21 protein-coding genes and 1 tRNA gene are annotated in these 23755 nt (G+C 51.4%); 6 read left to right on the top strand and 16 right to left on the bottom strand.

Features of this window, described 5'->3' with window-relative positions; all coding sequences use genetic code 11:
- Positions 1–5: 5 nt before the first annotated feature.
- The 4 genes from wecA to trxA all read right to left on the bottom strand — a co-directional run bounded on the left by wecA (position 6) and on the right by trxA (position 3263).
- Positions 6–1109, bottom strand: a complete 1104-nt coding sequence (wecA, locus tag ESM_RS0107910; RefSeq protein WP_001050950.1) for a UDP-N-acetylglucosamine--undecaprenyl-phosphate N-acetylglucosaminephosphotransferase — start codon at positions 1107–1109, stop codon at positions 6–8.
- 239 nt (positions 1110–1348) lie between these two features.
- A complete protein-coding gene (gene rho, locus ESM_RS0107905; RefSeq protein WP_001517407.1) occupies positions 1349–2608 on the bottom strand; it encodes a transcription termination factor Rho in 1260 nt (419 codons plus the stop codon).
- 84 nt (positions 2609–2692) lie between these two features.
- On the bottom strand, positions 2693–2794 hold the full coding sequence (rhoL, locus tag ESM_RS01000000124345; protein ID WP_001445787.1) for a rho operon leader peptide RhoL: 102 nt from the start codon (positions 2792–2794) through the stop codon (positions 2693–2695).
- 139 nt (positions 2795–2933) lie between these two features.
- The gene (gene trxA / locus ESM_RS0107900) at positions 2934–3263 is read right to left on the bottom strand and encodes a thioredoxin TrxA (protein ID WP_001280776.1); all 330 of its coding nucleotides are present in this window, start codon (positions 3261–3263) and stop codon (positions 2934–2936) included.
- 130 nt (positions 3264–3393) lie between these two features.
- Here trxA and rhlB point away from each other — a divergent pair, with 130 nt between their 5' ends.
- Together rhlB and gppA are read left to right on the top strand one after the other, a co-directional pair.
- Positions 3394–4659, top strand: coding sequence for an ATP-dependent RNA helicase RhlB (rhlB, locus tag ESM_RS0107895; RefSeq protein WP_000047512.1), 1266 nt, complete (start codon positions 3394–3396; stop codon positions 4657–4659).
- 135 nt (positions 4660–4794) lie between these two features.
- A complete protein-coding gene (gene gppA / locus ESM_RS0107890) occupies positions 4795–6279 on the top strand; it encodes a guanosine-5'-triphosphate,3'-diphosphate diphosphatase (RefSeq protein ID WP_001517408.1) in 1485 nt (494 codons plus the stop codon).
- 62 nt (positions 6280–6341) lie between these two features.
- On the opposite strand, the gene rep is transcribed toward gppA, so the two are convergent.
- On the bottom strand, positions 6342–8363 hold the full coding sequence (gene rep / locus ESM_RS0107885; protein ID WP_001238901.1) for a DNA helicase Rep: 2022 nt from the start codon (positions 8361–8363) through the stop codon (positions 6342–6344).
- Positions 8364–8449: 86 nt separating this feature from the next.
- On the opposite strand from rep, the gene ppiC reads away from it, so the two are divergent.
- Positions 8450–8731, top strand: coding sequence for a peptidylprolyl isomerase PpiC (ppiC, locus tag ESM_RS0107880; RefSeq protein WP_001140258.1), 282 nt, complete (start codon positions 8450–8452; stop codon positions 8729–8731).
- Between the two features lie 131 nt (positions 8732–8862).
- On the opposite strand, the gene ilvC is transcribed toward ppiC, so the two are convergent.
- On the bottom strand, positions 8863–10338 hold the full coding sequence (ilvC, locus tag ESM_RS0107875; RefSeq protein WP_000024954.1) for a ketol-acid reductoisomerase: 1476 nt from the start codon (positions 10336–10338) through the stop codon (positions 8863–8865).
- Between the two features lie 149 nt (positions 10339–10487).
- On the opposite strand from ilvC, the gene ilvY reads away from it, so the two are divergent.
- A complete protein-coding gene (gene ilvY / locus ESM_RS0107870) occupies positions 10488–11381 on the top strand; it encodes an HTH-type transcriptional activator IlvY (protein ID WP_000365754.1) in 894 nt (297 codons plus the stop codon).
- Between the two features lie 51 nt (positions 11382–11432).
- On the opposite strand, the gene ilvA is transcribed toward ilvY, so the two are convergent.
- From ilvA to ilvL, 7 genes are all read right to left on the bottom strand, one after another.
- Positions 11433–12977 (bottom strand): threonine ammonia-lyase, biosynthetic, encoded by a 1545-nt coding sequence (ilvA, locus tag ESM_RS0107865; protein WP_000785507.1) that lies wholly within the window; start codon positions 12975–12977, stop codon positions 11433–11435.
- Between the two features lie 2 nt (positions 12978–12979).
- Complete coding sequence (ilvD, locus tag ESM_RS0107860) at positions 12980–14830, bottom strand: dihydroxy-acid dehydratase (protein ID WP_001127407.1); 1851 nt, start codon at positions 14828–14830, stop codon at positions 12980–12982.
- A 63-nt stretch (positions 14831–14893) separates the two neighbouring features.
- Positions 14894–15823 (bottom strand): branched-chain-amino-acid transaminase, encoded by a 930-nt coding sequence (gene ilvE, locus ESM_RS0107855; protein WP_000208520.1) that lies wholly within the window; start codon positions 15821–15823, stop codon positions 14894–14896.
- Positions 15824–15842: 19 nt separating this feature from the next.
- Positions 15843–16106 (bottom strand): acetolactate synthase 2 small subunit, encoded by a 264-nt coding sequence (gene ilvM, locus ESM_RS0107850; RefSeq protein WP_000983255.1) that lies wholly within the window; start codon positions 16104–16106, stop codon positions 15843–15845.
- Positions 16103–17749 (bottom strand): acetolactate synthase 2 catalytic subunit, encoded by a 1647-nt coding sequence (ilvG, locus tag ESM_RS0107845; RefSeq protein ID WP_001012639.1) that lies wholly within the window; start codon positions 17747–17749, stop codon positions 16103–16105. The genes ilvM and ilvG overlap by 4 nt, the downstream gene beginning before the upstream one ends.
- A 2-nt stretch (positions 17750–17751) precedes the next feature.
- Positions 17752–17802, bottom strand: coding sequence for a peptide IlvX (ilvX, locus tag ESM_RS1000000128360; protein ID WP_001387183.1), 51 nt, complete (start codon positions 17800–17802; stop codon positions 17752–17754).
- An 86-nt stretch (positions 17803–17888) separates the two neighbouring features.
- On the bottom strand, positions 17889–17987 hold the full coding sequence (gene ilvL / locus ESM_RS01000000124340; protein WP_001311244.1) for an ilv operon leader peptide: 99 nt from the start codon (positions 17985–17987) through the stop codon (positions 17889–17891).
- A gap of 350 nt (positions 17988–18337) precedes the next feature.
- Between ilvL and ESM_RS0107840 the strand changes: the two genes are divergently transcribed.
- Positions 18338–19858, top strand: a complete 1521-nt coding sequence (locus ESM_RS0107840; RefSeq protein ID WP_000059010.1) for a YifB family Mg chelatase-like AAA ATPase — start codon at positions 18338–18340, stop codon at positions 19856–19858.
- A gap of 25 nt (positions 19859–19883) precedes the next feature.
- Here the strand turns inward: ESM_RS0107840 and maoP are convergent, their stop codons facing one another.
- A complete protein-coding gene (gene maoP / locus ESM_RS0107835; protein ID WP_000841001.1) occupies positions 19884–20222 on the bottom strand; it encodes a macrodomain Ori organization protein MaoP in 339 nt (112 codons plus the stop codon).
- A gap of 118 nt (positions 20223–20340) precedes the next feature.
- Between maoP and hdfR the strand changes: the two genes are divergently transcribed.
- Positions 20341–21180: an HTH-type transcriptional regulator HdfR gene (gene hdfR / locus ESM_RS0107830; RefSeq protein ID WP_000379233.1), complete on the top strand. Its 840-nt coding sequence runs from the start codon at positions 20341–20343 to the stop codon at positions 21178–21180.
- Positions 21181–21275: 95 nt separating this feature from the next.
- Here hdfR and ESM_RS0107825 read toward each other — a convergent pair.
- Both ESM_RS0107825 and ESM_RS0107820 read right to left on the bottom strand, forming a co-directional pair.
- Positions 21276–21351 (bottom strand) — tRNA-Trp (locus tag ESM_RS0107825).
- Between the two features lie 93 nt (positions 21352–21444).
- Complete coding sequence (locus tag ESM_RS0107820; protein ID WP_000593965.1) at positions 21445–23706, bottom strand: hydratase; 2262 nt, start codon at positions 23704–23706, stop codon at positions 21445–21447.
- Between the last annotated feature and the right edge of the window lie 49 nt (positions 23707–23755).

Genomic DNA, 23755 nt, shown 5'->3' with positions numbered 1-23755 from the left:
CTCGTTTATTTGGTTAAGTTGGGGCTGCCACCACGATTTCTGCGCAGTCGGCGTTTCACACGCTTAATAAAGCGAGCAACCTTCCAGGCGCGCTTAATGCAATAGCCATAGAGGAAGAATGCTAGCAAAAAGAGCACCAGCATGACCCATTCAGGGACAAAATGAGAATATTCTGCCAGTACGCCAATGGAAGCAAGCAGTGCAGCAGCAAGGGTAATCAGCACAAATGCCTGACGAGAAGTAAAGCCGGCACGCATGATCAAATGATGAATATGCTGGCGATCAGGCGAGAATGGACTCATGCCTTTACGCAGGCGACGATACATAATCGCCACCATATCCATCAGCGGAATAGCGATAATCCATAATGCAGTCACCGGGCTAATCGGATGTGTTTTGCCCTGAGTAGTTTCAAGCAGGATCCAGATTACGGTAAAACCAATCAATGTACTGCCCGCATCGCCCATAAACACTTTGTAGCGACGCCCCAGAATACCGAGGTTGAGCATGATGTATGGCAGGATGGCGGCGATCATCGCAAAGCACCAGATAGCGAGGCTGGTTTGCCCGTCGAACCACAAAATCATGCCAATTGCCGCAAACGAGACGCAGGACAACCCACCCAGCAGACCATCAATGCCATCAACCATGTTGAAAGCATTAATTGCCGCCCAGACGGCAAACAGCGTCAGGAAATAACCAAACGGCCCAAGCACCATCTCCCAGGAGCCAAAAATATAGCCCAGGCTACTGAGATAAAGTTTGCCAAACACCATCATAACGATGCCAACAGCAGCCTGTATGGTGGCACGGATTTTTACACTAATATCGAAACGGTCATCCAGTGCGCCGATGAACACCAGGACGCCCGCACAGGCGAGGTAGAGAGCTGCATGCGGAATGTAGTAATCAACAATTCCGAACGTAAAGCAAATCCCTGCGAAAACTGAAATACCCCCAACGAGCGGTATCAATCCCTGGTGACGTTTGCGGAAGTTAGGTTTATCCACTAAACCGACTTTTTTTGCCACCTTACGGGCAAAAAACAGAAACAGTGTCGTGAATAAAAAAATACTGATGAGATCAGTACTCACTGTCAGTAAATTCACAATGCATGCTCTCAGAGAAAATTATTAGCAGAAGTATACCCACGGAGACCTTTATTCAGAAGGGAAACTCCTTTCTGAACCCATCAGCCCTGTGCAAAAATTAATCATTCACCATAAAAATTGTATAAAATACCCGCAATAACCAGGAATTTTCCCACTATCACAGGCATGCCGCTAAGATTACAGATATAAAAGCAAAACGCCACGTAAACACGTGGCGTTTTTGGCATAAGACAAATTTATGAACGTTTCATCATATCGAAGAAATCGTCATTGGTCTTGGTCATTGCCAGTTTATTAATGAGGAATTCCATTGCATCGATTTCGCCCATCGGGTGAATGATTTTGCGCAGGATCCACATTTTCTGTAGCTCTTCCTGAGTGGTGAGCAACTCTTCTTTACGCGTACCGGAACGGTTGTAGTCGATAGCCGGGAAGACGCGTTTTTCTGCGATCTTACGAGAAAGGTGCAGTTCCATGTTACCTGTACCTTTAAACTCTTCGTAGATAACTTCGTCCATTTTGGAACCGGTGTCGATCAACGCCGTCGCGATGATGGTCAGGCTGCCGCCCTCTTCTACGTTACGCGCCGCACCGAAGAAGCGTTTCGGACGGTGCAGTGCGTTAGCATCCACACCACCGGTCAGCACTTTACCAGACGCAGGAACAACAGTGTTGTAGGCGCGCGCCAGACGGGTGATGGAGTCGAGCAGAATGATAACGTCTTTCTTGTGCTCAACCAGGCGTTTTGCCTTCTCGATCACCATTTCCGCAACCTGAACGTGGCGAGATGCCGGTTCGTCGAAGGTAGAAGCGACAACTTCACCTTTAACCAGACGCTGCATCTCGGTTACTTCTTCCGGACGTTCGTCGATCAGCAGAACCATCAGCACACAGTCTGGGTGGTTGTAAGCAATGCTCTGGGCGATGTTCTGCAGCAGCATGGTTTTACCCGCTTTCGGCGGTGCCACAATCAGACCACGTTGGCCACGCCCGATTGGTGAAGCCAGATCCAGCACGCGTGCGGTCAAATCTTCAGTAGAACCGTTACCACGTTCCATACGCAGACGAGAGTTTGCGTGCAGCGGAGTTAAGTTCTCAAAGAGGATTTTGTTGCGAGCGTTTTCAGGTTTGTCGAAGTTAACTTCATTAACTTTCAGCAGCGCAAAATAGCGTTCACCTTCTTTCGGCGGGCGAATCTTACCAGAGATGGTATCACCAGTGCGGAGGTTGAAACGGCGGATTTGGCTGGGAGAAACGTAGATGTCATCAGGACCGGCGAGGTAGGAGCTGTCTGCGGAACGGAGGAAACCAAATCCATCCTGCAATATCTCCAGTACGCCATCACCAAAGATATCTTCGCCACTCTTTGCGTGCTGCTTCAGGATGGCAAAAATAATGTCCTGCTTACGCATACGGGCCAGATTTTCCAGCCCCATATTTTCGCCGAGAGTGATCAGCTCAGAAACCGGCGTATTCTTTAATTCGGTAAGATTCATAGTGGTGTGAGTTCTTAAACTTGGGGTAAATCTCGAACTTAATGTTGTGAATGGTATGGCAGGATCATCCATGCCTGTTTACGGTCATCGACTCATGTCTTTTCGCTGTCTGGTCACAGGAGAGTACGCAGAACTGAAACGACAAGACGGATTGAGTGACAAACCAGAAATCTGTTCACTTCGCATTAGATAAAAACGGGAAGCGTTGGATATTACAAGATTCAAACTTAATAAGGTAAGTTTAATACGAAGTCAACATTAAGTTAGCATGGCTCACGCCGGGCGTCCAGTTTTTAGCGACGGGGCACCCGAACATGACGTTCCCTTATGCCAGGTTGGCGTCGAGGAACTCTTTCAACTGACCTTTGGACAGTGCACCCACTTTGGTTGCCGCGACTTCACCGTTTTTGAACAGCAACAGAGTCGGGATACCACGGATGCCATATTTCGGCGCAGTGCCAGGGTTTTGATCGATGTTCAGTTTTGCAACGGTCAGTTTACCCTGATATTCGTCAGCGATTTCATCCAGAATCGGGGCGATCATTTTGCACGGACCGCACCACTCTGCCCAGAAATCGACGAGGATCGCCCCGTCCGCTTTGAGTACATCCGTATCAAAACTGTCGTCAGTCAGGTGAATAATTTTATCGCTCATATATAACTCCACAGGAATAAGCCTGGCGTGTTGGTTTCGTTGTTGGTGTAACATTAACCAACTAAAGGTTGACTTTATTTCACCGGATACGCTTTCGTAAAGCAATAGTAAGCTGATATTCTATCACACTATGAGCAAAACACATTTAACAGAACAGAAGTTTTCCGACTTCGCCCTGCATCCGAAAGTTGTAGAAGCCCTTGAAAAAAAAGGGTTTCATAACTGTACGCCCATTCAGGCACTGGCCCTTCCGCTAACGCTGGAAGGTCGTGACGTAGCCGGGCAGGCGCAAACCGGTACTGGGAAAACGATGGCGTTCCTGACGTCAACGTTTCATTACCTTCTCTCTCATCCCACCATTGCCGATCGCAAGGTGAACCAGCCACGTGCCTTAATTATGGCACCGACGCGTGAACTTGCCGTGCAGATCCACGCCGACGCGGAGCCGCTGGCGCAAGCTACCGGTCTGAAGCTGGGCCTGGCTTATGGCGGCGACGGCTACGACAAACAGCTAAAAGTGCTGGAAAGCGGCGTTGACATCCTGATTGGCACCACGGGTCGTTTAATCGACTACGCCAAACAGAATCACATTAACCTTGGCGCTATTCAGGTCGTGGTGCTGGACGAAGCCGATCGTATGTACGATCTGGGCTTTATTAAAGATATTCGCTGGCTGTTTCGCCGTATGCCGCCAGCAAATCAGCGCCTCAACATGCTGTTCTCCGCCACGCTTTCGTACCGGGTACGTGAACTGGCGTTCGAGCAGATGAATAACGCCGAATACATCGAAGTGGAACCGGAACAGAAAACGGGCCACCGCATTAAAGAAGAGCTTTTCTACCCTTCTAACGAAGAAAAAATGCGTTTGCTGCAAACGCTGATCGAAGAAGAGTGGCCAGACAGAGCGATTATTTTCGCCAACACCAAACATCGTTGCGAAGAGATCTGGGGTCACCTGGCGGCAGATGGTCATCGTGTCGGGCTGTTGACGGGCGATGTGGCGCAGAAAAAACGTCTGCGTATTCTTGATGAATTTACCCGTGGCGATCTGGATATTCTGGTTGCTACCGACGTAGCCGCACGTGGTTTGCATATTCCGGCCGTAACCCACGTCTTTAACTACGATTTACCCGATGACTGTGAAGATTACGTTCACCGTATCGGCCGTACTGGCCGCGCTGGTGCAAGTGGTCATTCCATCAGCCTGGCGTGTGAAGAGTATGCATTGAATTTGCCTGCCATTGAGACCTATATTGGTCATTCTATTCCGGTAAGCAAATACAATCCGGACGCATTGATGACCGATCTGCCAAAACCGCTACGCTTGACGCGCCCGCGCACAGGCAACGGTCCGCGTCGTACAGGCGCTCCACGTAATCGTCGTCGTTCAGGTTAAATAAATAATGTCATACTCAAAATCATTCAAACTGCATCAAGATGGCAAGAGAATGAATCCCGATGAGCTTACTGTAGTAAGTGATTCGGGTGAAAGAACACAGCCAACGCAGAGACAGATTGAAGGATGAAGAGTATGAGTTCCACCTCGTCGCTTTATGCAGCCATTGATCTCGGTTCGAATAGTTTTCATATGCTGGTTGTGCGCGAGGTGGCTGGTAGTATCCAGACGCTGACGCGAATTAAACGCAAAGTACGTCTGGCTGCTGGTCTGAACAGCGAAAATGCCCTGTCTAATGAAGCAATGGAGCGCGGCTGGCAATGCCTGCGCCTGTTTGCTGAACGTCTGCAAGATATCCCTCCTTCACAAATTCGCGTTGTTGCTACGGCGACGTTACGTCTTGCTGTCAACGCTGGTGATTTTATTGCCAAAGCGCAGGAAATTCTTGGTTGTCCGGTGCAGGTGATCAGCGGTGAAGAGGAAGCTCGTCTGATTTATCAGGGCGTTGCTCACACTACCGGTGGAGCCGATCAGCGCCTGGTGGTGGATATCGGGGGAGCCAGTACTGAACTGGTAACCGGCACGGGTGCACAAACCACCTCTCTGTTCAGTCTGTCGATGGGCTGCGTCACCTGGCTGGAACGCTATTTTGCCGATCGTAATCTGGGGCAGGAAAATTTTGATGCCGCAGAAAAAGCGGCACGCGAAGTGTTACGTCCGGTTGCCGATGAATTGCGTTATCACGGCTGGAAAGTGTGCGTTGGCGCTTCCGGCACCGTGCAGGCCTTGCAAGAAATCATGATGGCGCAGGGAATGGATGAACGCATTACCCTGGAAAAGTTGCAACAACTGAAACAGCGCGCCATTCATTGCGGTCGGCTGGAGGAGCTGGAGATCGACGGGCTGACGCTGGAACGCGCGTTAGTATTCCCGAGTGGTCTGGCGATCCTGATAGCCATTTTTACCGAACTGAATATTCAGTGTATGACGCTGGCTGGCGGCGCACTGCGTGAAGGCCTGGTTTACGGCATGTTGCATCTGGCCGTCGAGCAGGATATTCGCAGCCGTACGCTGCGTAATATTCAGCGCCGCTTTATGATCGATATTGATCAGGCACAGCGCGTAGCCAGCGTTGCGGCTAACTTCTTCGATCAGGTGGAAAATGCATGGCATCTTGAAGCAATTAGCCGCGATTTGCTAATCAGTGCCTGTCAACTTCATGAAATTGGCCTGAGCGTTGATTTCAAACAAGCGCCGCAACATGCTGCTTATCTGGTGCGAAACCTGGATCTTCCTGGTTTTACTCCCGCGCAGAAAAAGCTGCTGGCGACGCTGTTGCTCAACCAAACTAATCCGGTCGATCTCTCATCGCTGCATCAACAAAATGCCGTCCCTCCGCGCGTTGCGGAACAACTCTGTCGTTTACTGCGCCTGGCCATCATTTTTGCCAGCCGTCGCCGTGACGATTTAGTGCCGAAGATTCAATTACAGGCCAGCCATGAACAGTTGACCTTGACGCTGCCGCAAGGGTGGTTAGCCCAACATCCGCTGGGTAAAGAGATTATCGAGCAAGAAAGCCAATGGCAGAGTTATGTTCATTGGCCGCTGGAAGTATATTAACGAGTAATGTGCCGGATGCGATGCTAACGCATTCTATCCGGCGATAATTCCGTGCCCCTTAACTATTTCCCTCGTTTTGCTGCCATCATCGCTTTCAGATTTGCCAGATGGCTTTGCCCTTTCTGCATCCGTTCTTCCGCGCTGACCACTTTGCGCTCCTGCTCCCAAATCAGATCATCCTGCGGTAACTCTAACAGGAAGCGACTCGGCTCCGGGCGCACCAGTTCACCGTACTGACGACGCTCTTTACACAGCGTAAAGGTCAATTCCTTCTGGGCGCGGGTGATCCCTACATAGGCCAGCCGCCGCTCCTCATCAATATTGTCTTCATCGATGCTGCTCTGGTGCGGTAAAAATCCTTCTTCCATACCGACCATGAAAACATAGGGAAACTCCAGCCCTTTCGATGCGTGGAGAGTCATCAGTTGCACCTGATCCAGTTCTTCCTCGCTTTCACCTCGCTCCATCATGTCGCGCAGAGTAAAGCGCGTCACCACCTGGGTTAACGTCATCGGCTCATCCAGTTCGCTGCCTTCCAGCATCTCCGTCATCCAGCTAAACAGTTGGTTGACGTTCTTCATGCGCATTTCGGCGGCTTTCGGGCTGGGCGATGTTTCGTACAGCCAGGATTCATAATCCATGCCGTGGATCAGATCGCGCACCGCAGCAATCGGCTCCCGCTCCGCCAGACGCTGGATTTCCGCCAGCCAATGAGTAAAGCGAGTCAACGCTTCATAACCACGCCCACTCAGTGTTTGACTCAATCCCATATCAAAACTGGCGGTAAACATACTTTTATTGCGGGTCATCGCCCACTCGCCCAGCTTTTTCAGCGTTGCCGGGCCAATCTCTCGTTTCGGCGTGTTGACGATACGCAGGAACGCACTGTCATCGTCCGGGTTAGTCAGCACACGCAGATAAGCCAGCAAATCCTTGATTTCCGGGCGGGAGAAGAATGAAGTACCGCCGGAAATTTTGTACGGGATGCGGTTTTGCATCAGGAATTTTTCAAACACTCGCGACTGATGATTACCGCGATAGAGAATGGCGTAATCTTTGTACTGTGTTTTATTGACGAAGTGATGCGCAATCAGCTCGCCAGTAACGCGCTCGGCTTCATGTTCTTCATTATTCGCGCTTAATACTTTTAGCTCCGCGCCGTAGCCCAGTTCGGAGAACAGGCGCTTTTCAAAGACGTGCGGGTTATTGGCGATAAGGATGTTGGCCGCTTTCAGAATACGTCCGGAAGAGCGGTAGTTCTGCTCCAGCTTAATCACCTTCAACGCCGGGAAATCCTGGCTCAACAGCACCAGATTTTGCGGACGGGCACCACGCCATGAGTAGATTGACTGATCGTCATCGCCCACCACGGTAAAGCGCGCGCGGCTACCCACCAGCAGTTTCACCAGTTCATACTGGCTGGTGTTGGTGTCCTGATACTCATCCACCAGCAGGTAGCGAATTTTGTTCTGCCAGCGTTCGCGTACTTCTTCATTGCGTTGCAACAACAACGTTGGCAGCAAAATCAGGTCATCGAAGTCGAGAACGTTGCACGCTTTCAGGTGCGCATCATACAGTCCATAACAATGGGCAAAAATACGATCCCGCTCGCCCTTTGCCTCTGCCGCCGCCTGCGCCGGAGTTTTCAGATCGTTCTTCCAGTTAGAGATGGTCGAAATCAACTGTTGCAGGAGAACTTTGTCATCTTCAATCAGACCCTCGGTCAGCTCTTTGAGCAACGCCATCTGATCGGTATCGTCAAACAGCGAAAAGTTCGCTTTCATTCCCAGCGCCGCATATTCACGCTTGATGATATCCAGCCCTAATGTATGGAAGGTGGAGATCATCAACCCACGCGCCTCTTTGCGCCCCAGCGTCTGCCCAACACGCTCTTTCATCTCGCGTGCCGCCTTATTGGTAAAGGTCACCGCTGCAATATGTCGCGCCTGGTAACCGCAACCGCGGATCAGATGGGCGATTTTATTGGTGATAACACGAGTTTTACCGGAACCCGCGCCCGCCAGCACCAGGCAGGGGCCGGTAACGAATTCGACAGCTTGTTGTTGGCCGGGGTTTAGACGCATAGAAAAATCGCTCAATGAAAGTCGGGAGGGGAAAATAACAGCGTGGTAGTATAGCCAGCCTCATCCATACCACTCAAGGCACGATCATGGCAAAAACGGCAGCAGCACTGCATATCCTTGTAAAAGAAGAGAAACTGGCTCTGGAACTTCTGGAACAGATTAAGAACGGCGCTGATTTCGGCAAGCTGGCGAAGAAGCACTCCATTTGCCCGTCAGGCAAACGCGGCGGTGATTTAGGTGAGTTCCGCCAGGGTCAGATGGTTCCGGCATTCGATAAAGTGGTTTTCTCTTGTCCGGTACTGGAGCCAACCGGCCCGCTGCACACCCAGTTCGGCTATCACATCATTAAGGTGCTGTACCGTAACTAACAAAAAAACCCGGTGCATTTGAACACCGGGTTTTTGCCTGATGGCGCTGCGCTTATCAGGCCTACAGAACGTGCACTTTTTGTAGGCCGGATAAGGCGTTTACGCCGCCATCCGGCACCGTATGTAGCCGCTTAGCCTGCAACCGCAATACGTTTCATATCCGTCATATAGCCACGCAGTTTCTTACCTACCTGCTCGATAGCATGGCTGCGAATGGCTTCATTCACATCACGCAGTTGCGCGTTATCAACGGCACCTTCCGGAATAGCTTTACCCAGATCGCCCGGTTGCAGCTCTGCCATAAACGGTTTCAGCAGCGGCACGCAGGCGTAAGAGAACAAGTAGTTACCATACTCGGCGGTATCAGAGATAACGACGTTCATTTCGTACAGACGCTTACGGGCGATGGTGTTGGCAATCAGCGGCAGTTCGTGCAGTGATTCGTAGTAAGCCGACTCTTCAATGATGCCGGAATCAACCATGGTTTCGAACGCCAGTTCAACGCCTGCTTTTACCATCGCGATCATCAGTACGCCTTTATCGAAGTACTCCTGCTCACCGATTTTGCCTTCAAACTGCGGCGCGGTTTCGAACGCGGTTTTGCCGGTCTCTTCACGCCAGGTCAGCAGTTTCTTATCATCATTGGCCCAGTCAGCCATCATGCTGGAGGAGAATTCGCCGGAGATGATGTCGTCCATATGTTTCTGGAACAGCGGTGCCATGATCTCTTTCAGTTGTTCAGAGAGCGCATAAGCACGCAGTTTTGCCGGGTTAGAGAGCCTGTCCATCATCAGGGTGATGCCACCCTGCTTCAGAGCTTCGGTGATGGTTTCCCAACCGAACTGAATCAGTTTTTCTGCATATGCCGGGTCGGTGCCTTCTTCCACCAGCTTGTCGAAGCACAGCAGAGAACCAGCCTGCAACATACCGCACAGTATGGTTTGTTCGCCCATCAGGTCAGATTTCACTTCCGCAACGAAGGAGGATTCCAGCACGCCCGCACGGTGACCACCGGTAGCCGCAGCCCAGGCTTTGGCAATCGCCATACCTTCGCCTTTCGGATCGTTTTCCGGGTGAACGGCAATCAGCGTCGGTACGCCAAACCCACGTTTGTACTCTTCACGCACTTCAGTGCCCGGGCATTTCGGTGCAACCATCACCACAGTGATGTCTTTACGGATCTGCTCACCCACTTCTACGATGTTGAAGCCATGGGAGTAACCCAGCGCCGCACCGTCTTTCATCAGCGGCTGAACAGAACGCACTACGTCGGAGTGCTGCTTATCCGGCGTCAGGTTAACCACCAGATCCGCCTGCGGGATCAGCTCTTCGTAAGTGCCGACTTTAAAACCGTTTTCGGTCGCTTTACGCCAGGAAGCGCGTTTCTCAGCGATCGCCTCTTTACGCAGGGCATAAGAGATGTCCAGACCAGAATCACGCATGTTCAGGCCCTGGTTCAGGCCCTGTGCACCACAACCGACGATGACTACTTTTTTACCCTGAAGGTAGCTCGCGCCGTCAGCGAATTCTTCGCGGCCCATAAAGCGACATTTACCCAACTGCGCCAATTGCTGGCGCAGATTCAGTGTATTGAAGTAGTTAGCCATGGTGATTCCTCATGATGTTGTGCTTCTTATTGTTCGGTTCGCGTTTGCGAGATTAAATTCACTATATGTCAGGAAACTTATTGCGGAAATTGATATATTCACAACGTCACATTGCAATTTCTGCAACGTCAAAATCGAGGGCTGTGCCTGTGGATTTACGCGATCTGAAAATGTTTCTACATCTGGCGGAAAGCCGTCATTTTGGGCGCAGCGCGCGGGCGATGCACGTCAGCCCATCGACACTTTCACGGCAGATTCAGCGCCTGGAAGAAGATCTCGGCCAACCGCTATTTATACGCGATAACCGGACGGTAACGCTGACCGAAGCGGGCGAAGAGCTGCGTGTTTTCGCCCAGCAAACGCTGTTGCAATATCAGCAACTGCGCCACACCATCGACCAGCAAGGGCCGTCGCTCTCTGGCGAGTTACATATTTTCTGCTCGGTGACCGCTGCTTACAGCCATCTTCCGCCGATTCTTGATCGCTTCCGCGCGGAACACCCGTCGGTGGAGATCAAGCTCACCACCGGTGATGCGGCGGATGCGATGGAAAAAGTTGTCACCGGCGAAGCGGATTTGGCGATTGCCGGTAAGCCAGAGACGTTACCCGGTGCAGTGGCATTTTCGATGCTGGAGAATCTGGCGGTAGTGCTGATCGCACCTGCGCTGCCCTGCCCGGTTCGTAATCAGGTATCTGTAGAGAAGCCGGACTGGTCGACGGTGCCGTTTATCATGGCCGATCAGGGACCAGTGCGCCGCCGCATTGAACTGTGGTTCCGACGCAATAAAATCAGCAACCCGATGATTTACGCCACGGTCGGCGGGCATGAAGCGATGGTATCGATGGTGGCGCTAGGCTGTGGCGTGGCATTGTTACCGGAAGTTGTGTTGGATAATAGTCCTGAACCTGTACGCAACCGTGTGATGATTCTTGATCGCAGCGATGAGAAAACACCGTTTGAACTGGGCGTTTGCGCACAAAAAAAGCGGCTACATGAGCCGCTGATTGAGGCGTTCTGGAAGATTTTACCCAACCACAAATAACGTTGACGCGTGGGTAGGCCTGATAAGCGAAGCGCCATCAGGCATTTTTCCCTAACCCGCCAAAAAGAACCTGAACGCCGGGTTATTGGTTTCGTCGTGACAATCGTAGCCCAGCTCATTCAGCCGGGTTTCGAAATCCGGTTCATGGTCGCCAAGTTCGAACGCCGCCAGTACGCGCCCGTAGTCGGTGCCATGACTGCGATAGTGGAACAAAGAGATATTCCAGTGCGTACCCAGCGTGTTAAGAAAGCGCAGCAGCGCGCCCGGTGATTCCGGGAATTCGAAGCTGTAGAGGCGTTCCTGCAACGGATGCGATGGACGCCCGCCGACCATATAGCGCACATGCAGCTTCGCCATTTCGTCATCGGAGAGATCAACCACGCTGTAGCCGCCTTCGTTGAGCATCTGCAAAATTTCTTTGCGCTCCTCAAGGCCGCGGCTTAAGCGCACGCCGACAAAAATGCAGGCATTTTTGGCATCTGCAAAGCGATAGTTGAACTCTGTGACCGAGCGCCCACCGAGTAGCTGGCAAAATTTAAGGAAACTGCCTTTTTCTTCCGGAATGGTCACCGCCAGCAATGCTTCGCGCTGTTCACCCAGTTCGCAACGTTCCGAGACGTAGCGCAGGCCGTGGAAATTGACGTTAGCTCCCGAGAGCACATGCGCCAGGCGCTCACCACGAATGTTGTGCTGGGCGATATATTTTTTCATTCCCGCCAGCGCCAACGCGCCAGACGGCTCCGCCACCGCGCGCACATCTTCGAACAGGTCTTTCATCGCCGCACAGATGGCATCGCTATCAACGGTGATGATGTCGTCGAGATACTCCTGACACAGACGGAACGTTTCGTCACCAATGCGCTTGACCGCGACCCCCTCAGCAAACAAACCTACGCGCGGCAGGTCAACAGGATGACCTGCATCCAGCGCCGCTTTCAGGCAGGCTGAATCTTCCGCTTCCACGGCTATCACTTTGATTTGCGGCATCAGTTGTTTGATCAGCACCGCCACACCCGCCGCCAGACCGCCGCCGCCGACCGGCACAAATACGCGATCAAGATGGGCGTCCTGCTGGAGCAATTCCAGCGCCAGCGTGCCCTGTCCGGCAATCACCATCGGATGATCAAATGGCGGAACCCAGGTGAAGCCCTGCTGCTGCGACAGTTCAATCGCTTTGGCTTTTGCTTCATCAAAGTTCGCACCGTGAAGCAACACTTCGCCGCCGAAGCCGCGTACCGCATCAACTTTGATATCAGCGGTGGCGGTTGGCATGACGATTAGCGCCTTCACGCCTAATCGTGCGGAGGAGAACGCAACGCCCTGCGCGTGGTTACCCGCAGAAGCAGTGATCACGCCGTGCGCTTTCTGTTCTTCCGTCAGGCCCGCCATCATGGCGTATGCGCCGCGCAGCTTAAAGCTGTGCACTGGCTGGCGGTCTTCGCGCTTTACCAGAATGACGTTATCAAGACGCGACGAGAGTTTTTCCATTTTCTGCAGCGGCGTGACCTGCGCCGCTTCATAGACCGGCGCGCGTAGCACCGCCCGTAAATACTCAGCGCCTTCCGGTGCGCCAGACAGGGGTAGTGAGTCTGCCATTATTAACCCCCCAGTTTCGATTTATCGCGTACCGCACCTTTGTCGGCACTGGTCGCCAGGCTGGCGTAAGCGCGCAGAGCAAAGGAGACCTGACGTTCACGGTTTTTCGGCGTCCAGGCTTTATCACCACGGGCTTCCTGCGCTTCACGACGTGCCGCCAGTTCTGCATCACTTACTTGTAACTGAATGCTGCGGTTCGGAATGTCGATGGCGATCAGGTCACCGTCTTCAATCAGGCCAATGCTGCCGCCACTTGCCGCTTCCGGTGAGACGTGACCGATGGAAAGGCCAGAGGTGCCGCCAGAGAAGCGACCGTCGGTGATCAGTGCACAGGCTTTACCGAGGCCCATCGATTTCAGGAAGCTGGTTGGGTAGAGCATTTCTTGCATCCCCGGACCGCCTTTCGGCCCTTCGTAGCGGATCACGACTACGTCGCCTGCCACAACTTTGCCACCGAGGATCGCTTCTACCGCGTCGTCCTGACTTTCATACACTTTCGCCGGACCGGTAAATTTCAGGATGCTGTCATCGACGCCCGCGGTTTTAACAATACAGCCGTTTTCCGCGAAGTTACCGTAAAGTACAGCCAGACCACCGTCCTGGCTGTAGGCGTGTTCCAGTGAGCGGATACAACCGTTAGCACGGTCGTCATCGAGGGAGTCCCAACGGCAATCCTGCGAGAACGCCTGGGTGGTACGGATACCCGCCGGGCCTGCACGAAACATATTTTTTACCGCATCATCCTGGGTCAACATGACGTCGTAGTGTTCCAGCGTTTGCGGCAACGTCAGACCGAGCACGTTTTTCACATTGCGATTCAGTAATCCCGCGCGATCCAGTTCCCCGAGGATACCGATAACGCCACCAGCACGGTGAACATCTTCCATATGGTATTTCTGAGTGCTCGGCGCAACTTTGCACAACTGCGGGACTTTGCGTGAAAGTTTATCGATATCACTCATCGTGAAATCGATTTCTGCTTCCTGCGCCGCTGCCAGCAGATGGAGAACGGTGTTAGTGGAACCACCCATCGCGATATCCAGCGTCATGGCGTTTTCAAATGCCGCTTTGCTGGCAATATTACGCGGCAGGGCGCTTTCATCGTTTTGCTCGTAGTAACGTTTGGTCAGCTCGACAATGCGTTTACCGGCGTTAAGGAACAATTGCTTACGGTCAGCGTGGGTTGCCAGCAGTGAGCCGTTACCCGGCTGCGACAAGCCCAGCGCTTCGGTCAGGCAGTTCATCGAGTTGGCGGTGAACATCCCGGAGCAGGAGCCGCAAGTTGGGCAGGCTGAACGCTCAACCTGATCGCTCTGGGAGTCAGAGACTTTCGGATCTGCCCCCTGGATCATCGCATCAACCAGATCAAGTTTGATGATCTGATCGGACAGTTTGGTTTTTCCGGCCTCCATCGGACCACCGGAAACAAAGATCACCGGAATATTCAGGCGTAGGGAGGCCATCAGCATCCCTGGGGTGATTTTGTCGCAGTTGGAGATACAGACCATCGCGTCGGCGCAGTGGGCGTTCACCATATACTCAACGGAATCAGCGATCAGTTCGCGAGATGGCAGTGAATAAAGCATGCCCCCGTGGCCCATGGCGATCCCATCATCCACCGCAATGGTGTTGAACTCTTTGGCAACACCGCCAGCCGCTTCAATTTGTTCAGCGACCAGTTTACCGAGATCGCGCAGATGGACGTGGCCCGGTACAAATTGGGTGAACGAGTTCACAACCGCGATAATCGGTTTGCCAAAATCGGCGTCGGTCATTCCGGTGGCGCGCCACAGCGCACGAGCCCCCGCCATATTACGGCCATGAGTGGTGGTGGCGGAACGGTACTTAGGCATACTTTATTTACTCCCAGTGTCTGTCTCGTAAATGGGACGGTGCGTGCCATCCCATTTTTGTATTTATTGATTAACTTGATCCAACCAGCCCCATTTATCTTCGGTTTCGCCGGTGAAGAGGCCAAAGAAGGCTTGCTGAATACGTTTGGTAACCGGGCCACAACGACCTTCGCCTACCTGAATACCGTCTACACTGCGCACTGGCGTGATTTCAGCCGCAGTACCGGACATAAAGACTTCATCTGCCAGATAGAGTGATTCGCGCGACAGAACTTGCTCACGCACTTCAATTCCCAGCTCTTTCGCCAGTTTGATGATGGCGTCACGGGTAATGCCCGGTAATGCGGATGAGGTAAACGGCGGGGTGAACAGCACGCCATCTTTCACTTCAAACAGGTTTTCGCCTGCACCTTCAGAGATGTAACCATTCACATCCAGCGCGATACCTTCCTGATAGCCATGGCGGCGCGCTTCGCTACCCACCAGCAGGGAAGAGAGGTAATTACCACCCGCTTTCGCCGCAGTTGGGATGGTGTTTGGTGCTGCGCGGTTCCAGGAGGAAACCATCGCATCGATCCCCTGCTCCAGCGCTTCTGCGCCCAGATACGCACCCCACGGGAAAGCGGCGATAATCACGTCGGTGGAGTATCCCGCAGGCGGGTTTACGCCCATGCCAACGTCACCGACAAAAATCAGCGGACGGATATAGGCACTGGTGAGATTATTTTTGCGGATTACGTCGCGGCAGGCTTCCATCAGCTCATCAATACTCTGTGAAACCGGGAAGCGATAGATTTTTGCGGAGTCATGCAGACGCTGCATATGCTCACGATGACGGAATACAACCGGTCCTTTATGTGAGTCGTAGCAACGGATACCTTCAAAAACCGAGGTGCCATAGTGCAGCGCGTGCGACATTACATGCACCTTCGCGTCTTCCCAGCGAACCATCTCCCCATTGAACCAAATGTAATCAGCTTTCTTCGTGGTCATTTTTATATTCCTTTTGCGCTCAGGCGCGGATTTGTTGTGATGTTGTTGTGCTCTGGCAGATGGCAACGTGTGCGACGTCCACCAGTTTATTTAACTGACTAAACAGTAAGTCGACCGACCGTGGGCTGGCAACGGTCAATTCGATATTTATATTTTGTGCATCACTGGCGGCAGCCATATTCATTGAGCAAACATGGAAACCACGATGGCGCACCACGCGTAAAACACGTTCTAAGGTTTCCGGATTGAAGCGAGCCGATACATTAACCTGATGTTGCATCATGATAATTTCTCCAACATTTCTGAATTACTGGCACCAGGCGGCACCAGTGGCCAGACGTTCTCAAGTTCGTCGATTGAGACATGAAGCAGGTATGGCCCATCACTGTTCAGCATGGTGTCGAGTGCCGCTTCAACCTGGTCTTTACGGGTGATGTGTTGGCCAGGGATACCGAAGGCTCTGGCTAACATGAGGAAATCGGGGTTATCGGTAAGGGTGGTTTCACTGTATCTTTCCTGGAAAAACAGTTGCTGCCATTGTCGAACCATCCCTAACCGTTGGTTATCGAGTAAGACGATTTTCAACGGTAATTGCTTGCGTTTTACGGTGCCCAACTCTTGCACATTCATCATGAAAGAGCCGTCACCGGAGATACAAACAACGGTATCGTTCGGTCGCGCGACTTGCGCGCCAACCGCCGCTGGTAAACCGAAACCCATGGTGCCTAACCCACTGGATGTGATGAAATTTTCCGGACGAGTATGGGCAATGTGCTGCGCGGCCCACATCTGATGCTGTCCCACATCCGTGGTCACAACACAATCCGCAGCCTTACGATCCGACAGTTGTTTTAACAACAACGGCGCGTAGATAGCCTCTCCGGGGTGATCGTAGCGCCAGGCATGTTCATCACGCAGTTGTGCGCAATATTGCTGCCAGCCATTGATATTTAACGACTGCTGTAATGCCGGTAACAAAGCATTCAAATCGCCCTGTAATGCCACATGCGCCTGACGCAGTTTGTTCATTTCTGCTGGGTCGATATCCATATGGATCACGCAGGCATGTGGTGCGAAGGTATTCAGTTTGCCGGTAACCCGGTCATCAAAACGTGCACCCACGGCGATCAGCAGATCACACTCCTGTACCGCGAAGTTCGCCGCTTTGGTGCCGTGCATCCCCAACATTCCCAGATAGTACGGATAATCCGTCTCGACTGCGCCCAGCCCTTTCAACGTACAGGTGACAGGCATTTTTGTGGTCGTGAGAAACTCACGCAGAGCAGGAACAGCCTGCGCCATACCGACACCGCCGCCGACATACAACATCGGCTTTTGCGCTTTAGTCAGCATCTGTCGCGCTTGCTCAACTTCTGCATGTGGAAAAGTCACTTCGTTTTCAACGGTGGTGAACCACGGTTCCAGATCGCCACTGGCTAACTGAATATCTTTTGGGATATCAACCAGAACCGGGCCGGGACGACCTGAGCTGGCGACATCAAACGCTTCCGCCATGATGCGTGGTAATTCTTCCAGCGACTGCACCAGGAAGCTGTGTTTGGTACAGGCTAACGACAATCCCAGTACATCCACTTCCTGAAATGCGTCGGTGCCGATAAACGGTGCGGACACCTGACCGGTGATGGCAACAACCGGAACAGAATCTAACAGCGCATCCGCCAGTCCGGTGATCAGATTGGTTGCACCAGGGCCAGACGTGGCAATGCATACACCGGTTTTGCCGGTAGCACGAGCATAGCCGATAGCTGCCATTGCCGCCCCTTGCTCATGTCGGCACAACAAGTGCTCCACGCCGCCGTCATACAATGCATCATAAACCGGCATAATTGCGCCACCCGGATAACCAAAAACGGTATTCACCCCCTGTGCCCGCAACGCATGTACCACCCACTGTGCGCCATTCATAGTTAGTTCCCCGTCCTGAATCTTGAGAAACAGAATTTTGTGCTGTTATTCATTGTCTGCTTCTCGGTTATGTTTTTAAGGTCAAAAAAAACCCCCGGACCTTTCGGTGCGGGGGTCTTAGTTCGTTAAGGCTTGATCTCTAAGCCTTTCCTCGTCCAAGTGCAGCCCCGCACGGTGGGATAATAATCACCACCACGCTAATCACGACCAGGCTAATCACTCGTAGAAGGGCTGTCATTTTGTCTTTTCTTGCATCTTGTTCGAAGGAATACCTAAAGAGTTACCATAGATTTTGCGAATGGCACAAGATATTTTTTGGTCGCTTTTTATGACAAATATAATAATTTCTATAAAAACCATTGTTTTTTATATAAAAAATAGTGAATGAAAAAAATTCAATTTCCGTATAATTCTTGCCCTTTCTTAAAGACTAATTCTTGCACGCCTCATTTTTGCGAGCGTTAATCCATCGCTAATACAACTCAAATCACTTTGCATAAATAAACAGGAATCTACCGCCCAATAACACAATTTAGCAGGCTACAGCAGCGATCTCTTATGTTCATAATGGTGACTTAAGGAGGACTTATGTCACTGTCAATTGTTCATACCCGTGCCGCGCTGGGAGTAAACGCTCCGCCGATCACTGTTGAGGTACATATCAGTAAAGGTCTACCCGGATTAACGATGGTGGGCTTACCAGAAACAACGGTAAAAGAAGCACGCGATCGCGTGCGTAGCGCCATTATCAATAGCGGATATGAATATCCGTCGAAAAAAATCACCATAAATCTTGCGCCTGCCGATCTACCGAAAGAAGGTGGAAGATATGATTTACCTATCGCCATTGCGTTGCTGGCTGCCTCTGAACAGCTTACAGCCAATAAGTTGGATGAATATGAATTAGTTGGGGAACTGGCGCTTACAGGCGCTTTGCGTGGCGTTCCCGGCGCAATCTCCAGTGCAACTGAAGCTATTAAGTCGGGCAGAAAGATTATCGTCGCGAAAGACAATGAAGCGGAAGTAGGGCTAATTAACGGTGAAGGATGCCTGATAGCCGATCATCTACAAGCGGTCTGTGCATTTCTGGAAGGTAAACATGCTCTCGAACGCCCGAAACCAACAGATGCGGAATCCTGGGTATTACAACATGATCTCAGTGATGTTGTCGGTCAGGAGCAAGGAAAGCGAGGGCTGGAAATTACCGCCGCTGGCGGGCACAACCTTTTACTGATTGGGCCGCCGGGAACGGGTAAAACAATGCTCGCCAGCCGTATTAATGGTCTGTTGCCAGATTTAAGTAATGAAGAGGCACTGGAGAGTGCTGCGATATTAAGTCTGGTAAATGCCGAATCGGTACAAAAACAGTGGCGGCAACGCCCGTTCCGTTCACCACATCACAGTGCGTCGTTAACTGCGATGGTTGGCGGTGGTGCAATTCCCGGGCCTGGTGAAATTTCGCTGGCGCATAACGGCGTGCTTTTTCTTGATGAGCTACCTGAATTTGAACGGCGTACATTGGATGCCTTGCGGGAGCCCATAGAGTCAGGCCAGATCCATCTTTCACGCACGCGAGCGAAAATAACCTATCCGGCACGTTTCCAGCTTGTCGCGGCGATGAATCCCAGCCCTACCGGACATTATCAGGGGAACCATAACCGCTGTACGCCAGAACAAACATTACGTTATCTCAACCGACTCTCAGGTCCCTTTCTCGACCGCTTTGATCTCTCACTGGAGATCCCTCTCCCACCGCCCGGTATTCTGAGTAAAGCGGTAGTTCTGGGGGAAAACAGCGCCACCGTTAAACAACGCGTAATAGCTGCCAGAGAGCGCCAATTTAAGCGGCAGAATAAACTGAATGCCTGGCTGGATAGCCCAGAAATACGACAATTCTGCAAGCTTGAGAGTGAAGACGCACAGTGGCTGGAAGAAACGCTGATCCATCTGGGATTATCTATTCGTGCCTGGCAGCGGTTACTGAAAGTATCAAGAACCATTGCGGATATTGATCAGTCTGAGACCATCACACGCCCGCATCTGCAGGAGGCGGTTAGCTATCGAGCTATCGACCGCTTGTTAATCCATTTGCAAAAACTACTGGCATAAAAAAAGGGCATTTCGCCCTTTTTTATTAATCGTCGGAATCGGTGTAGTCTTCAGCACCTTCGACCTGCGGTTTACCGCCGGAAAGAGTGTGAAAACGTTTTGGACGCTTGATACGCGTCATATATTTAGACCACACGCGTTCTGCTTCTGTCACTGGCTCACGTTCGCCACGGCATACTGCTACGAAGAGTTTCTCTTCTTCGGTCACCGGCTCGCGTTTACCGAGATCCAGCTCATTGAAGGCATAACCATGACGTTCAAGCAGTTGTGCCTCTTTGATGGTGAAATCACCATGACGAGAGAACCCACGTGGATAATGTTTATTGTCGAAATATCGATTAGTCGTCGTAAAGCTTTCCGCCATCCTGCACGCTCCTAATTCTTTGACCGAGCTAGTTATGGCGCGGAGTATTAGTTACGCTTGACAGAGTGTAAAACAAAACATTTAAATCATAACGACAAATAATTTTGCGGAGAGCACTGTGGATACGGAATTGTTAAAAACTTTCCTGGAAGTTAGCCGAACACGTCACTTTGGTCGAGCGGCTGAATCGCTCTATCTGACCCAATCAGCTGTGAGTTTTCGGATCAGGCAACTGGAAAATCAACTGGGTGTGAACCTTTTCACCCGCCACAGGAATAATATCCGTTTGACCGCTGCAGGAGAAAAGCTCCTGCCTTATGCAGAAACGCTCATGAGTACCTGGCAGGCCGCCCGTAAGGAAGTGGCACATACCTCACGACATAATGAGTTCTCCATCGGTGCCAGCGCCTCGTTGTGGGAATGTATGCTTAATCAGTGGCTGGGACGTTTGTATCAAAATCAGGATGCCCACACAGGGTTGCAGTTCGAAGCGCGGATCGCCCAACGGCAGTCACTGGTAAAACAACTGCATGAACGTCAGCTTGATCTTCTTATTACCACTGAAGCACCCAAAATGGACGAGTTTAGTAGCCAGTTGCTGGGGCATTTTACTTTGGCACTTTATGCCAGCACCCCTTCTAAATTAAAAGGAGATCTTAACTATCTGCGACTGGAATGGGGGCCAGATTTTCAACAACATGAGGCCGGTTTAATCGGTGCTGATGAAGTTCCAATCCTGACAACCAGTTCTGCCGAACTGGCACAGCAACAGATTGCAATGCTTAATTGTTGTACCTGGCTACCAGTAAGTTGGGCTCGCAAAAAAGGCGGATTGCATACTGTTGTCGACAGCACAACGCTTTCACGTCCTCTCTATGCTATATGGCTGCAAAATAGTGATAAACACGCGTTGATTCGCGATCTATTGAAAATTAACGTTCTGGATGATGTGTATTAATTAAAATAGCTGGCAAGGATGCCGGAAGAAGGTTTTACTTTGGATGAGTTTATTACAGATAAAAAAAATCCTTAGCTTTCGCTAAGGATGATTTCTGGCAGGGGCGGAGAGACTCGAACTCCCAACACCCGGTTTTGGAGACCGGTGCTCTACCAATTGAACTACGCCCCTAATTAGGCGATGCGATTCGTAGGTCGGATAAGATGCGCAAGCATCGCATCCGACAATAAGTGCCGGATGCGGCCTACATTCACATGACGCTTTTTACATCTGACGGTTTTTATTGAAGTTAATCAAACTCCCCGCCTTGATAATTTCGCGCTCTTCGGCAGTCAGGTTCTCCATATAGAGTGTAATCTCCGTTACCGGCGCATCTTCATGGATCACGTAACCTTTGAACGTCGTACCGGGATTATCCAGCGCCGATTTAATGCCTGGAATATAAATGTAATCCCCCACGTCAAAGCTCGGCACTTCCACCATTTGCAGCGGTAACATCCCCCAGTTGATGACGTTAGAACGGTAACGTTTAGTCGCATATTCCTCAGCAATATTCGCCAGACCGCCAATTACACGCTGGCAGCTTGCCGCCTGTTCACGCGCAGAACCATCGCCTGGTTTGACCGCATAGACCATGCTGCCAATTTCAGTTTGCAGCGGATCAATATTTTCCTGACCAGCAATCTGCTTAATACGCGCAAACACCTCTGCCAGCTCGCTGATGTTCCCCGCCAGACGTTTATTTTCCAGCTCGGCAGTGGCTTTACTTCTGCCGACATAACCCGGATCGCGGCGTGACAAAGTAAACTCCGCCAGACCAATCGGATTTGAACGATACGAAGAGGTTTCACCGGAAGGAATCAATTCGTCGGTAGTGGTCACTTCGTCGAGGATCTTCGAACACACTTTAAGGACGATATTGTCAGTCAGCGCACCTAATTCTGGCCAGTCTTTGATGTTCGGCCCGTAGATCAGCGGTTGCTGAGTCGCCCCTTTCACAAAGCCCTGATAAACACGGTTTTTATACGGAGTTACATCGAAGGCGTACTCCGGCACGTTGCCCCAGCAGTCGAGTTCGCTGGCAGAAGTTAAGTACCCACCGTTTGCGGCAGTTGCGGCGATAGAACGAGCGTCCATCAACGCCACCGCTGACATTTGGCCATTGGCTGGCTTAGAGCCTTCACGGTTCGGGAAGTTACGCGTGGTGTGGCGAATACTCAAACCGTTGTTGATTGGCGTATCACCCGCGCCAAAACATGGGCCGCAGAATGCGGTTCTGATGATTGCGCCTGCGCCAATCAAATCCGCCACTACGCCTTTTTTGGCTAAATCCATAAACACCGGCTGTGATGACGGGTAAACCGCCAGCGAGAAAGTGTCGTTGCCACAAGATTGACCGCGCAGCGCATTTGCTGCGGCGATGACGTTTTCATAGTTACCGCCAGAGCAACCCGCAATAATCCCCTGCTGCACTTTCAGGCGACCATTTTCCACTTTATCCAGCAGCGAGAGTTTGGCTTTACCATGCGCTACACGTTCGGACTCAATTTCAATCTCACGCAGAATGTCAGTCAGATTCTGGTTCAGCGTGTCAATTTCATAGACGTTGCTCGGATGGAATGGCAGCGCAATCATTGGCTTGATGGCGCTTAAATCAACGCTAATACAGCCGTCGTAATAAGCCATTGGCTGTGGATTAAGCTGGCTGTAATCCTCACCGCGACCGTGCAGCGCCAGCCAGTTATGCACTTCGTCATCAGTTTGCCAGACGGAGCTTAAACAGGTGGTTTCAGTGGTCATCACGTCAACGCTGTTACGGAAATCGGTAGAGAGAGCCGCAACACCCGGCCCCACGAACTCCATCACTTTGTTTTTGACATAACCGTTTTTGAACACCGCGCCGATAATCGCCAGCGCCACATCCTGCGGCCCGACATAGGGGGCTGGTTTGCCGGTCAGATGTACCGCTACTACGCCCGGATAGTCGATATCCCAGGTGTCGTTCAGCAGTTGCTTAACCAGCTCGCCGCCGCCTTCACCAACCGCCATCGTACCTAACGCACCGTAGCGGGTATGGCTGTCTGACCCGAGGATCATTTTTCCGCCGCCTGCCATCATCTCACGCATATATTGATGGATTACCGCAATGTGCGGAGGCACAAAAATACCGCCATAACGCTGAGCTGCCGATAAACCAAAAATATGGTCATCGCCATTAATAGTGCCACCCACTGCACACAATGAGTTATGGCAATTGGTCAGCACATACGGCAGCGGAAAACGCTCCATCCCGGAGGCTTTGGCGGTCTGAATAATCCCGACAAAGGTAATATCGTGTGAGGCCAATGAATCAAACTTAATTTTAAGTTTGTCCATATTTCCTGACGTATTATGGGAAGAGAGAATAGACCAGGAAATCGTGCCTTTTTTGGCTTCTTCTTTTTTTATTTCGCCAGTGAAATATTCTTCGGCAATTATTTCGTTATTACTGGCGAGAAACACGCCTTTTTCAGACAACTTGATCATCAGAGACTCCAGATATCTGCGCACCGTAAAGTGCGCAGAAAGATAATGA

The sequence above is a fragment of the Escherichia sp. TW09308 genome, from assembly GCF_000208565.1.
Taxonomy (GTDB): Bacteria; Pseudomonadota; Gammaproteobacteria; order Enterobacterales; family Enterobacteriaceae; genus Escherichia; species Escherichia marmotae.
This window is presented reverse-complemented; position numbering and strand designations above follow the sequence as displayed.